This is a genomic window from Streptomyces sp. 7R007 (assembly GCF_054850255.1).
This window is the reverse complement of sequence record NZ_JBTWMV010000005.1, coordinates 9,091-23,245: the sequence shown is the minus strand read 5'-3', so window position 1 is coordinate 23,245 and position 14,155 is coordinate 9,091. Positions and strand designations below refer to the sequence as shown.

2 protein-coding genes are annotated in these 14,155 nt (G+C 75.0%); both read left to right on the top strand.

Annotated elements, in window-relative coordinates; all coding sequences use genetic code 11:
* Nucleotides 1-21: 21 nt before the first annotated feature.
* Nucleotides 22-8,751 (top strand): type I polyketide synthase, encoded by an 8,730-nt coding sequence (locus ACYF6T_RS08455; protein ID WP_461694795.1) that lies wholly within the window; start codon nt 22-24, stop codon nt 8,749-8,751.
* Nucleotides 8,751-14,138 carry a type I polyketide synthase gene (locus ACYF6T_RS08450; RefSeq protein WP_461694793.1) on the top strand — a complete coding sequence of 1,796 codons (5,388 nt, stop codon included), beginning with the start codon at nt 8,751-8,753 and terminating at the stop codon, nt 14,136-14,138. The genes ACYF6T_RS08455 and ACYF6T_RS08450 overlap by 1 nt, the downstream gene beginning before the upstream one ends.
* Nucleotides 14,139-14,155: the final 17 nt, after the last annotated feature.

Here is a 14,155-nt window from a genome sequence, read left to right as displayed (position 1 = left end):
CGCTCCTGACAAGGGGGATCCATGCCCGCCCGCAACGGAACCAGCACCGACCCGGCCATTGCACTCGTCGGCATCGGGTGCCGTTACCCGGGCGGAGTGGTGGACCCCGAGTCCTTCTGGCGCGTCCTGCGCGACGGCGTCGACGTCATCGGGGAGATCCCACCCGAACGCTGGGGACCCGAGTACATCAGCGAGGACGGCGCCGCCCCCGGCACCGGCTACTGCCGCTGGGCCGGCGTACTGCCCGGACTCGACCGGTTCGACGCCGACTTCTTCGGCATCTCCTTCCGCGAGGCCCGCGAGATGGACCCGCAGCAGCGGCTGCTGCTGGAGGTGTCCTGGGAGGCCCTGGAGCACGCGGGCCTGACCCGGCCGAAGCTCTCCGGGTCGAAGACCGGTGTGTTCTTCGGCATGCTCGGCATGGACTACACACTGCTGCACTCCAAGACCCGCGGTGTGAAGGCCATCGACCCCTACTACGCCAGCGGCAAGGAGTTCAGCTTCGCGCCCGGCCGGGTCGCCTACACCCTGGGCCTGCACGGTCCGGCGCTCGCCGTGAACACCGCCTGCTCCTCCTCCCTGGTCGCCGTGCACCTGGCCTGCCGCAGCCTGGCCAGCGGCGAGGCCGACACCGCGCTGGCCGGCGGCGTCAACGTGCTCGCCGCGCCCGAGCTGTCCATCTTCATGAGCAAGGTGCAGGCCCTGTCCCCGACCGGGCGGTGCAAGCCGTTCTCGGCCGCGGCGGACGGCATCGTGCGCGGCGAGGGCTGCGGGGTCGTCGTCCTGAAGCGGCTCGACGACGCCCTCGCCGACGGCGACCGGGTGCTCGCCGTGATCCGCGGCAGCGCCTTCAACCACGACGGCCGCAGCGCCGGCCTGACCGTCCCCAACGCCTCCGCGCAGGAAGCCCTGTTGCGCGACGCGCTGGTGCGGGCGCAGGCCACCCCGGAGCAGGTCGCCTTCGTGGAGACGCACGGCACCGGCACCCCGCTCGGCGACCCGATCGAGGCGTACGCCCTGCAGCAGGTGTTCGGCCCGGGCCGCGAGCGCCCGCTGCACATCGGCTCGCACAAGGCCAACTTCGGGCACACGGACGCCGCGGCCGGTGTCGCCGCGCTCATCAAGACCGTCCTGACCGCCCGCCACCGCCTGGTCCCGCCGCAGCTGCACCTGGGCACCCCGAACCCGGCGATCCCCTGGAACGGCCCGCTGAGCATCTCGGCCGAGGCCGTCCCGGTCGACGGCGCGAGCGAGGAGACCCTGTTCGGCGTGAGCGCCTTCGGGCTCAGCGGCACCAACGCCCACGTGCTGCTGTCCGCGCCCGCCGAGGACACCGCGGTGACGGAGCCTCAGCAGGCCGGGCCCCAGGTCCTGTTGCTGTCCGGCACCACCGAGGAGGCCCTCCAGGAGCGCGCCCGCGACCTCGCCGAGGCGCTGGACGGCGACCGCCCGCTGCCGGACCTGCTGCACACCGCGGCCGTACGACGCACCCACCACGAGGCCCGGGCCACCGTCATCGCCGCCGACGCCGGTGAACTGCGCTCCTCCCTGCGCGAGTTGGCCGAGGGCAACCCCGACGAGCGGACCGTCACCGGCACCGCCGAGCCGCGCCGCCGGCACCGCACCGTCTTCGTCTTCTCCGGACAGGGCTCGCAGTGGCGCGGCATGGGCCTGGACCTGTGGGACAGCGACCCGGTGGCCGCCGCCTCGCTGGAGCGCAGCGACGAGGTGCTGCGCGCCGCCGGCCTGCCCGGGCTGCGCGCACTGCTCGGCGACAGCGACCTCGCCGCCACCGAGCTCGCCCAGCCCGCCGTCGTCGCCCTGCAACTGGCGCTCGCCGAGGTCTGGCGGGCGCGTGGCGTGGAGCCGACGGACGTCGTCGGGCACAGCCTCGGCGAGATCTCCGCGGCCTGCTTCACCGGCGCCCTCGACCTGGACACCGCCCTCGACCTCGCCGTACGGCGCGGCCGGATCATGGCGGCGGCGGCCGGCACGGGACGGATGCTCGCCGTGGCCCTGCCCGAGGAGGAGGCCGTGCAGACCGCGGCCGGCACCGGGCGCGTGGTCACCGTCGCCACGGTCAACGGCCCGTCGGCCACCGTGTTCGCCGGGTCCGAGGAGGACCTGAGCGCCATCGCGGCACTGCTGCGCGAGCGGGGCGTCTCCGCCCGCTTCGTCCCCGGCGACTACGCCTTCCACAGCCCGGCCATGGCCCCGTACGCCGAGCAACTCCGCACCGAGCTGGCCGACTTGACGCCGAGCCCGCGCCCGGACGCCTTCGTCTCCACGGTCTTCCCGGACGAGCCGCCGGCGGTCCTGGACGCCGACTACTGGGCGGCCAACGTCCTCAGCCCGGTGCGTTTCTGGCCCGCCGTCAGGAACCTGATCGCCAACCAGGGCGCCGACTTCGTCGAGATCGGCCCGCACCCCACCCTCGTACGCCCCCTCAACGACGGCCTGACCTCCCTGCGCCGCCAGGGCATCGCGGTCGGCTCGCTGCGCCGGGACGCGGACGGCCCGCACACCCTGCTCACCGCGCTGGCCGAACTGCACTGCGCGGGCGCCTCGGTGCGCTGGGACGACCTGCTGCCCGGGCGGCTGACGGACCTGCCCCGGCATCCGTGGCAGCACGAGTCGTTCTGGCTGCCCGAGGTGACGCCCGGCACCCAGTACGCGCCGGGCGCCGTGCCCGAGGCGGGCGTGCGGCCCGCACGGCTCGCGGTGCAGCTGATCGACGAGTCCGGCAACCCCCTGGGACCGGCACGTCAGCTCGACCTCGGCGAGGGGGCGGCCGAGACGGCCGGTGCGCCCCTGGCCGGCCTCACGACTCCGGTGGAGATCCCCCCCTCCGCCGGCGACTCCCCGGTCGCGGCCCCGACCCCCGACGCGGCCGACCGGGAAGTCGAACCGTCCGCCGCCGCTCCCGTGATGAGGCGGAGCGGAGCGGCGGCGGACACCGAACCGGCGACCACCGGTCGGCCGGCCACGGGCCACAAGGCCACCGGTCAGCCGGCCAACGGTCAGACGGGCGGCACCGACCGGCTGCGGCGCACCCTGATGCGCCGCACGAGCGAGGTGCTCGCCTCGGTGCTCGGCCAGGACCCCGGCCGGCGCATCCCGCCCCGGCGCGGTTTCGCCGACCTCGGCCTGGACTCGCTGACCATCGTGGAGTTCGTCGACCGGCTCGGCCTGGAGCTGAGCCTGGACATCCCGCTGTCCACGCCGTTCGAGCGGCCCTGCCTGGACGAGCTGGTGGACCATCTGCTGCCGATGGTGGCGGAGCGCGAGGCGGCCGAGGCCGGCGGTGCCGCGGAGGAGGCCGCCCAAGAGGTGCCGGGCGCCGAAGTCGCTGCGGCCGACGCCCCGTTGGACACCACTCCCGCGTCCGTGGCCGACGACCCCATCGCCGTCGTCGGCATGAGCTGCCGCTTCCCCGGCAGCCCCTCCGTCGGCGACTACTGGCAGCTGCTGACCGACGGCCGTGTCGTCATCCGGGACGTGCCGTCCGACCGCTGGGACGGCCAGGCGTTCCTCTCCGACGGGCCCTGGACCCCCGGCACCATCACCTCCCTGCGCGGCGGCTACCTGGACGACGTGCGCGGCTTCGACGCCGCCTTCTTCCGGGTCTCCCCGCGCGAGGCCCGCAGCCTCGACCCGCAGCACCGGCTCTTCCTGGAGGTCGCCCACGAGGCACTGGAGGACGCCGGCGCCACCAGGGAGCGGCTGCGCGGCTCGGCGACCGGCGTCTTCGTCGGGATGAACAGCTCCGACCACTCCCAGCAGGTGGCGAGCCGCCTGCAGGACGTCGACCTGTACTACGGCACCGGCAACTCCTTCGCCGGGGCGGCCGGCCGGCTGTCGTACTTCCTGGGCCTGACCGGTCCCAGCATGGCCGTGGACACCGCCTGCTCCTCCTCGCTGACCGCGGTGCACCTGGCCATCCAGAGCCTGCGCTCCGGCGAGAGCGACCTCGCGGTGGCCGGTGGTGTCAACGTCATCCTCAGCCCGGTCATCCCGGTGTCGGTGTCGGCCGGCGGCGCCCTGTCCCCCTCCGGGCAGTGCCGCACCTTCGACGAGGCGGCCGACGGCTATCTGCGCGGCGAGGGCTCCGGCGCCGTCGTCCTCAAGCGGCTGTCCGACGCGCTCGCCGACGGCGACCGGGTCTACGCCGTGCTGCCGGGCAGCGCCGTCAACCAGGACGGCGCGAGCAGCGGACTGACCGTGCCCAACGGCACCGCCCAGCGGGCGCTGATCGAACGCGCCCTGGAGCAGGCCGGGCTGGAGGGCCGCGAGGTCGGCTACGCGGAGGCCCACGGCACCGGCACCCCGCTCGGCGACCCCATCGAACTGCGGGCGCTGGCCCAGTCGCTCAGGCCGCAGGGCCCCGACGGCGCGCCCCTGCTGGTGGGTTCGGCCAAGCCCAACATCGGACACCTGGAGGCCTCCGCCGGCATGGCGGGCCTGATCAAGGCGATCCTGGCCGTGCACCACGGCGCCATCCCGCCGCACGTCGGCGTGACCACCCGGCCGACCCCGCAAGTGCCGTGGGAGCGCATGGGGTTGGCGATCGCGTCCGGCGGCGACAGCTGGCCGGAGCCGGAGCGGCGCCGTATCGCGGGCGTCAGTTCCTTCGGCTTCACCGGCACCAACGCGCACGTCCTGGTGGCCGAGGCCCCGCACCCTCCGCAGGCCCCCGGGGCCGCCGGGGCCGCCGAGCCGCCCACCCGTTTCGCCCTGCCCCTGTCTACGGCGCAGGAGACCGCGCTGCCCGACGCGGCCCGGCAGTATCTCGACCTGCTGGAGTCGGCCGACGCACACACCCTCGCCGACCTCGCCTTCACCGCGGGCGCCCGCCGCAGCCATCTGGAGCACCGGGCCGTCGCGGTGGGCCGGGACGTGGTGTCGGTCCGTTCGGCCCTGCGCGCCCTGACCAAGGGCGCGGAGCACCCCGGACTGCTCACCGGCACCGCCGACACCGCGCGCTCCTGCGTCTTCGTCTTCTCCGGCTTCGGCTCCCAGTGGGCCGGCATGGGCCGCCAACTCCTCAACACCGAGCCGGTGTTCCGGGAAGCGGTGGAAGCGTGCGAGGAGGAGATGCGCAAGTGGATCCCCTGGTCGCCGCTGGCCTCGCTGCGCGGCGAGCCCGACAGCAGGCCGTTCGACGAGGGCATCCCGCAGGAGCTGATCTTCGCCGTCCAGGTCGGTCTGGTCGCGCTGTGGCGCAGCTGGGGCGTGGAGCCGGCCGCGGTCGTCGGGCACAGCATGGGCGAGGTGGCCGCCGCCTGGGCGGCCGGGGCGCTGACGCTGGCGCAGGCCGCGGAGGTGCTGTGCCTGCGCTCGCGGCTGCTGGACACGCTGGTGGGCACCGGCGGTTCGGTGGTCGTGGGGCTCGGCCGGGAGGAACTCGCGCCCTATCTGGTGCTCTACGAGGACAAGTTGGGCATCGCCACCATCAACGGCCCGCGCACCACGGTCGTCGCCGGTGACGTCGACGCCCTGGAGGAGCTGGCCGAGGAGCTGACCGAGGCGAACGTCTTCGTCCGCCGGGTCAAGGTGCCCGTCGCCCCGCACTCGCCCCTCATGGACCCGCTGCGCGAGCGGCTGGTGTCCGGCCTCGCCCACCTCACGCCGTCCGAGGCGCGCATCCCGGTGTACTCGGCCGTGGCCGGCGGCGAGGTCTCCGGCCTCGACCTGACCGCCGAGTACTGGGGGCGCAACCTGCGCGACACGGTCCTCTTCCAGGACGCGGTGAGCGCGGTGGAGGACGCCGAGGACCGGGTGTTCGTGGAGGTCTCCCCGCATCCGGTGCTGGTCTCCGGCACCGAGGAGTCCCTCGCGGCGGCCGGCGCCGGGCGCCCGCTGGTGCTGCCCTCGCTGGTCCGCGACGAGGACGAGGTGGGCGCGCTGCTCACCACCCTGGGCGCCCTGCACGCGCACGGCGTGCCGGTCGACTGGGCCGCGTTCGCCGGGCCCGGACGCCGCGTTGTGGACCTGCCGCTGTACCCCTGGCAGCGCAAGGAGCACCGGCTGCCGGACCTGCCGGTGGACCGCACCGGCACCGCGGGCGCCCTGGTCGGCGCGCCGGTCCGGCCCGCGCACGCGCCCTGGACCGCCCTGGTCCCGGTCTCGGTCGACGGCACGCGCAGCCCCTGGCAGACGACGGGCGAGGGCTCCCGTACGACGGTGTCGGCGTCCGCGCTGCTGGAGGCGGCGCTCGCCACGGCCGCCGCCACGGGCTCCGCCACCCCGGCCCTGAGCGACGTACGCTTCGGTCCCCTGCCGCGCACGGACGCCGAGCACCGGGCGGCCCTGCAGGCGGTGGCCGACACCCGCCAGGGCACGCTGGCCCTGCGCGCGCTGGGCGAGGACGCGCCGGCCGACCCGGCGCTGACCGCGGCCGTGGGCCTGCCGGACGACCTGGACGACGTCCCGGCGGCCGCGACGGACGCCGGCGCGCTCGCCGACGACGAGACGCTGCGCGCCGCCCTCGCCGAGGCGTTCCCCGCGCTGGGCGTGGAGTCGGCCCGCAGCGGCGGCGGCTCGGCCGAGGTCACCGTCCGGATGCCCGACACGGCCGCCCGGCACCGGCTGCCCGCCGAACTCCTGCGGCTGGCCCTGCACGTGACCGGCGACTCCGCGGCCGACGGCGTCGCGGCCATCGGCTCGGTGCGGGTGAAGGCCGCGGTCGACGGCACCGTACGCCTGTGCCGCGGGCCGGTGCGCCGTACGCCCGACGGTCAGCCGGAGGCGGACGTGCGCGTCCTGGACCCGGCGGGCCGGGCGGTGGTGGAGCTGACCGGGCTGCGGCCCGCGGCGCCCGAGGCGCTGGTGCCGGCCGACGCAGGGCGGGACCGGCTGGAGAGCCTGCTGTACCGCATGGTGTGGCAGCCCGCCGCGCAGCGGCCGGCCGGCGAGCAGGACGGCACGGCGGTACCGGCGACGCGCTGGCTGGTGTGCGGTGACACCGAGCACCTGGCCGGGACGGTGGCCGAGCAGCTCAGGGCCGCCGGGTGCGAGGTGCGCCGGGTGCGGTCGCTGGCCGCGCCGGCCTCCGCCGACCCGCACGACCTCAGCCTGGACCCGGCCGACCGGGACGCCTGGCGGACCCTGCTGGCCGTGCACGCCAACTCGCCGACCACGGCGGTGTGCGACCTGTGGCCGCTGGAGGATCTGGACTCGCGTTCCGGGGGCTGGCTGACGACGGTGGCGCTGACCGCCGCCCTCGCCGACACCGAGGGCCCGGCGCCCCGGCTGTGGCTGGTGACCCGGCACGCCCTGCTGCCCACCGGGCACGCGGGCTACCCCGACGGCAACCAGGGCGCCCACGCCGGGCTCGGCCGGACCCTGGCGATGACCTGCCCCGACGCCTGGGGCGGGCACATCGACCTGACGCACGGCAGCGCCGAGGAGCTGCGCACGCTGGTGACCCGGCTGCTGGGCGTGCCCGGCGACGAGCACGTGCGCATCGAGCACTCCGCGGTGCAGGTCGGCTCGCTGGTGCGCGGCACGCCGCCGCGGCGGCCCGCCCCCCGGCATCTGGCGGCCGACCGCTGGCACCTGGTGAGCGGCGCGGGCGGCGCCCTGGCCCCGGCCGCGGTGGACTGGCTGGTCGGCGCGGGTGCCCGGCGGATCGTCCTGGTGGACACCGAGCCGGACGGCGCGCCCGAGCCGGTGGACGTCGAGCGGATCGCCGGCTGGCGGTCGGCGGGGGCCGAGATCCGGCTCGCCGCCACCCATGGCTCGCGTGGTGAACTGACGTCCCTGGTCGAGGAGTTGCGGGCCGAGTGCGGGATCGCCTCGGTGGTGTGCGCGGGCTCGCCGGGCGCGGCCGTACCGCTGGAGGAGACCACCGAGGCGCTGCTGCGGGCCGAGCTGAACCGGGCCGAGACCGCGCTGCTGCTGCACCGGCTGACCGCCAAGGACCCGGTGGGCGTGTTCGTCCTGCTGGGTTCGGTGCCCGGCACCTGGGGCGGCGCGGTCACCGGCGCCTCGGCCCCCTCGGACTGGTCGCTGCGGGCGCTCGCGGCCCGGCGCCGGGCGAGCGGGCTGCCGGTGACGCACCTGGAGCTGATGCCGATCGCCGGCAGCGAACTCCTCGACGAGCGCACCACGTTGCTGCTGAAGACCAGCGGGATCGCCCCGCTCCGAGAGGAGGACCTGGTCGCCGCGCTCGATCTGCTGGCCGGGGACGACTCGGTGCACTGGGCGGTCGCCGACGTCGACTGGGGCCAGTTCCGCACCGCGCTCGCCGACGCGCCGCACCGGAGGCTGTTCGCCGAGGTGCTCGGCGGCGGGCAGCGCGAGGACGGCACCGGCTTCGTCGCCGGGCTCGACACCCTCGACCCGGACCAGCGCCGGGACCGCACGCTGGACTGGGTGTGCGGGCAGGTCGCGGCCGTGCTCGGTCTGTCCGAGGACGAACTCCGCGCCGACCAGGGCTTCTTCGACCTCGGCATGGACTCGGTGATGTCGCTGACCCTGCGCCTGCGGCTGTCGCGCGAGCTGGATCTCGAACTGTCCTCGACGGTCGCCTTCGAGCACCCCACCGCGCTCGCGCTCACCGCGCACCTGCTGGAACGCCTCGGCTATCCGGCCGAGGCCTCCGAGGAGGCCGTCACGGAGGAGGACCCGGCCGAGGCGCCGGCCACCGAGGACCTCGACGACCTCGACGACCTCGACGACGACGAACTGCTACGCCAGTTGGAGGCGGAGATCTCCGACTCACAGAACTTCGGGTTTGAGGAGAACTGATGACGAAGAGCCACGCCGAGCAGCCGAGCCAGGACGTCCTGCGCGGCCGGCTGAAAGACTCCCTCGGCACGATCCGCAGTCTGCGCGCCCGGGTCCAGGAGCTGCAACGGCCCCAGCCGCTGGCGGTGATCGGCATGTCCTGCCGGCTGCCGGGCGGCGGAAGCCCGGAGGAGTTCTGGCAGTCCCTCACCGACGGCCGTTCCCTGACGTCCCAGTTCCCCGAGGAGCGCCACTCCGTCGCCGGCTTCTACCACCCGGACCCCGACCACCCGGGGACGGCGTACACCCTGGCCGGCAACTTCCTCCAAGGGCCGGTCGACACCTTCGACCCGACGGTCTTCGGCATCTCGCCCCGCGAGGCGGCCGGCATGGACCCGCAGCAGCGGCTGGTGCTGGAACTCGCCTGGGAGGCCATGGAGAACGCCTGTCTGCCGCCCGCCGAGCTGGAGGGCAGCCGGGTCGGTGTCTTCCTCGGCGCCAGCACCAGCGACTACGTGCGCATGCGCCAGCAGAAGGGCGCCATGTCGGACGTCGACGCCTACCAGCTGATCGGCGAGCCGAGCTTCCTGGCCGGCCGGGTGTCGTACACCTTCGGCTTCCAGGGTCCCAGCATGGTCATCGACACGGCCTGCTCCTCCTCGCTGGTGGCGCTGGAGCAGGCGGTGCTCAGCCTGCGCTCGCGGGCCTGCGACATGGCGCTGGTCGGCGGGGTGAACCTGATGCTGTCGCCGTACGGCTTCGTGCTGGTCAGCAAGTTGCGCGCGCTGTCGCCCGACGGCCGCTGCAAGACCTTCGACGCCTCCGCCGACGGGTACGCGCGCGGCGAGGGCGGGGCGCTGTTCGTACTGAAACGACTCGCCGACGCGGAGGCGGCCGGTGACCGCATCCTCGCCGTGGTGCGCGGGGTGGCCACCGAGCACGACGGCCGCAGCAGCGGTCTGACGGTGCCGAACCCGGCCGCCCAGCAGAACGTCATCAGCTCGGCGCTGAAGAACGCCGAGGTCTCCCCCGAGCAGCTGTCCTACGTCGAGGCGCACGGCACCGGCACCCAGCTGGGCGACCCGATCGAGCTCCAGGCGCTGAACGCGATCACCAGCGTCAACCGGCCCGACGACCGGCCGCTGCTGGTGGGTTCGGTGAAGACGAACATCGGGCACCTGGAGCCGGCCGCGGGCGCCGCGGGCATGCTGAAGGTCGTCCTGGCCCTCCAGCACGACACGCTGCCCAGGCACCTGCACCTCAACGACCCCAACCCGCAGATCCCCTGGGACCTGCTGAACGTCAAGGTCACCACCGTCGACACCCCGTGGCCGCAGGGCCCCCGCGTCGCGGGCGTCAGCAGCTTCGGCGCGAGCGGCACCAACGCGCACGCGGTGATCGCCGAGGCGCCCAAGCCGGCGCCCCGGGAGGGCTCGCCGCGCGAGGTCGGGCTGCTGACCCTGAGCGCCAACAGCACCGAGGCGCTGCGGGAGATGGCACGGTCGTACGAGCCCTTCGTACGGTCGGCGGACCCGCGCACCCTGTCGGACATCTGCTACTCGACGCACATCGGCCGCGCCCGGATGAAGCACGGGCTGAGCATCACCGGTGACCGTGACCAACTCGCCGCGGGGCTCGCCGCGTTCGCCTCCGGTGAGCGGGCCGAGCAGATGGCCGCGCACGGTCCGGCGGGCGCCAAGGCCCGCCGGGTGGGCTGGCTGTTCACCGGGCAGGGTTCGCAGTACGCCGGGATGGCCGCCGAACTGGCCGCCAGCGAGCCGGTGTTCGCCGAGGCCCTGGCCGAGTGCGTGGCGGCGCTCGACGAGCACCTCGACGAGCCGCTCGGCCCGGTGCTGGCCGGCAGCGGCGGGGACGGCGAGCGCATCAACCGCACCGGGTTCACGCAGCCCGCGCTGTTCGCCGTCGAGTACGCGCTGGCCCGTATGTGGGAGGCGTGGGGCATCCGGCCGAGCGCGCTGATCGGGCACAGCCTGGGCGAGATCACCGCGGCCTGCGTGGCCGGGGTGCACTCCCTCGCCGACGCGGCCCGGCTGGTCACCGCGCGGGCGCGGCTGATGGAGGCGCTGCCCGAGGGCGGTGTCATGGAGACGCTGGTGTGCGACGAGGAGACGGTGCGCGCGGCGCTCACGGAGGCGGGACCGGTGCCGGGCACGGCGATCGCCGCGGTCAACGGGCCCACCGACGTGGTGCTGTCCGGGCCCGAGGAGGAGGTCGCCCGGGTCGTCGAGGTGCTCGCCGCGCGCGGCCTCAAGCACCGCCGGCTGAACGTCTCGCACGCCTTCCACTCCCCGCTGATGGCGCTGATGCTGGAGGAGTTCCGCGCGGTCACCGAGACGTTGGCCTTCAACCAGCCCAAGTATCCGATCATCTCCAACGTCACGGGCCGCGAGTGGGGCCCCGACCAGCTGCGCGCCGCGTACTGGTCGGAGCACGTGCTCGCCCCGGTCCGCTTCTACCAGGGCGTGACCCGCCTGTACGAGACGGGCTGCCGCACCTTCCTGGAGCTGGGCCCGGCGCCGGTGCTGCTGGGCCTGGGCGCCCGCTGCCTGCCGGAGGACGGGGTCGCCTGGATCCCGTCGCTGCGCCGCGACCGCCGTGACGCGCACATCGTGGGCCAGGCCCTGGGCGCCCTGCACCACCGGGGCGTCAGTATCGACTGGCAGGCGGTGCACGCCGCCGAACAGCCCCGCCGCACCTCGCTGCCGAGCTACCCGTGGCAGCGTGAGCGGTACTGGTTCAACGACGGCGACCCGTCCGCGGACCCCGCCACACTCTCCGCCGACGACGGCCCCGGCGCCCTCTTCGAGGGCCACCTGCTGTCCGGGCCACCCACCTTCTCGCCGCAACTGGACCAACTGCCGGAGGAGTTCGTGCAGACCGGGCAGGACGGCCGGCGTCAGGTGTCCGCGGGCGGCTTCTGCAACTGGGCGCTGGCCGGCGCGGCCCGGCTGCCCGGCGCGCAGCCCCGCCTGGTGGACCGCTTCGTGGTGGGCGAGCCGCTGCTGCTGGACCCCGAGCACCGGCCGGCGAAGATCCGCGTGTACGTGCTGCCGCAGGACGACGAGGGCCGCTCGCTGTTCCTGTGCTTCTCCCGGCAGGGTGTGGAGTCCGTGGAGAGCGGCAGCTGGCGGCTGCACGCCCGCGGTGTGCTGGTGCGCCGTCCGCCCACCGACACCGGGGGCGACCTGGCGGCGATCCGGTCGCGCTGCGTGCCCGCCGACCCGACGTCGATCACCGTGCCGGCCTGGGCCGACCCGGTCGTCAACGAGATCTACCAGGGTCCCGGCGAGGTCCTCGCCGAGGTCAACCAGGAGGCGGAGAAGCTGCCCCGCGGCGCGCTGCTCGACCTGACGCTGGGCCTGCTGCGCCAGTCGGAGCACGCCCCCGAACCGGGCCCGGGCCCGCAGCCCACCGCGATCCCGGCCGGCACCCGGCGCTATGTCCACGGCTGGCTCGCACCCACCTCCGGCGAGGGCGGGCTGCGCGGCGGCCTGGAGATCCTGGGCGCCGACGGCAGCGTGCTGATCGCGATGCGGGACGTGCAGCTGCGCCCGCAGACCGAGCCGGCCGTGCCGGACGCGGGAGCGGACGTCCGCGAGGACACGGTGTGGGAGGAGGTGTGGCGGCCCGCCGACCCGGCCCGCTTCACCGAGCGCGCGCTGCGCGGCGAGCGGGTGCTGCTGCTGGGCGGCGCCGAGCTGGCCCAGGACGTCACCAAGCAGCTCGTGCTGCGCGGCGCCGACGTCACCCGCACCGACGCCGAGGCCGAGGCCGCGGTCCGGGCCCTGGAGTCCAACGGCGGCTACGAGCACGTGGTGCTGCTGGGCGGGCTCGACCTGCCGGTGTCCGGTTTCGACGCCGACTCGGTGCGCCAGGCGCGCGAGAGCGTCGAGTACGTCTTCCTCGCCGTGGCCCGCACGCTGGCGCAGGCGCAGGCGCCGACGCGGATGTGGGCGGTGACCCGGGGCGCCCAGTGGACCGGTGCCGGTCAGCGCGACCTGTGCGTGCCGGCCGGGCCGCTGTGGGGCCTGGGCAAGGTGGCGGCGCTGGAACACCCCGAGCTGTGGGGCGGGTTGCTGGACCTGGACCCGGCGGGCGCCGCGGACGAGGCCGAGCAGATCGCCGCACTGCTGGCGACCGAGACGGTGGAGGACCTCACGGCCCGGCGCGGCGGCGAGATCCTGGTGCCGCGGCTGGTGCCGGTGGCCCGCGGCGAGGAGCGGGGCGCACCGCGCCTGAGCGACCTCGGCAGCTACCTGATCACCGGTGGTCTGGGCAGCCTCGGTCTGCTGGTCGGCGAGTGGCTCGCCCGCAACGGCGCGGGCACGGTCGTCCTCATCGGCCGCAGCGGCCTGCCCGACCGCTCCCGCTGGGACGCGGCCGACCTCGACGACGCCACCGCCGCGAAGATCGCCGGCGTGCGGCGGATCGAGGCCCAGGGCGCGGACGTGCGCATCGAGGCCCTCGACGTGTGCGACGAGACCGCGCTGCGCTCGCTGACCGACCAACTCGGCCTCGCCGGGCGCCCGTTGCGGGGCGTGGTGCACGCGGCGGGCCTGTCCGAGCCGCAGTTCCTGCGGGAGAGCGACCCGGACACCTACGACCGCTGCCTCAGGCCCAAGGCGGACGGCACCTGGGCGCTGCACAACGCGACCGTCGACCAGTCCCTGGACCTGTTCGTGTCGTTCTCCTCGATCGCCTCGGTGTGGGGCTCGCAGCACCTGGCGGGCTACTCGGCCGCCAACGCCTTCCTCGACTCCTTCGCGCACTACCGGAAGCTGCGGGGGCTGGCGGCCACGACCGTCAGCTGGGGTCCGTGGGGCGCGCGTTCGGGGCTCGCGGACGACTCGGTGATGGCGTTCCTGCGCTCCATCGGCCTGGTCCAGCTCGACCCCGGGCACGCCCTGGACCTGCTCGGCGAGGCCATCGCCGACGGGGTCGCGCACCGCACGGTGTGCGCGGCGGACTGGGCGCTGTTCCGGGACCTGATGGAGGCGCGGCGGGAGCGGCCGATCCTCAGCGAGATCCGCAGCGCGGCCGCCGCCGCCGACGGCGCCGACCCCGAACTGGGGCCGCTGATGGCCAAGTTGGTCGACCTCGGCCACGCCGAGCGGCTGGCCGAGCTGAACGAGTACATCCGCGCCCAGCTCTCCGCGATCCTGCGCCTGGAGCTGGACACCCTCACCGAGGACACCCGCCTCGCCGACATGGGCCTGGACAGCCTGATGGTCATGGAGCTGATCAGCCGCTGCCGGGACGACCTGCGCCTGGAGATCAACAGCCGCGACTTCTTCGCCTGCCCCGGCATCCACTGGGGCGCCCATCTCCTGGAGCTGGTCGAGGAGAAGTACCCGGCCGGCCACAAGACGCCCGCCGCACAGGCCTGACCATCCGCCTCGACCAC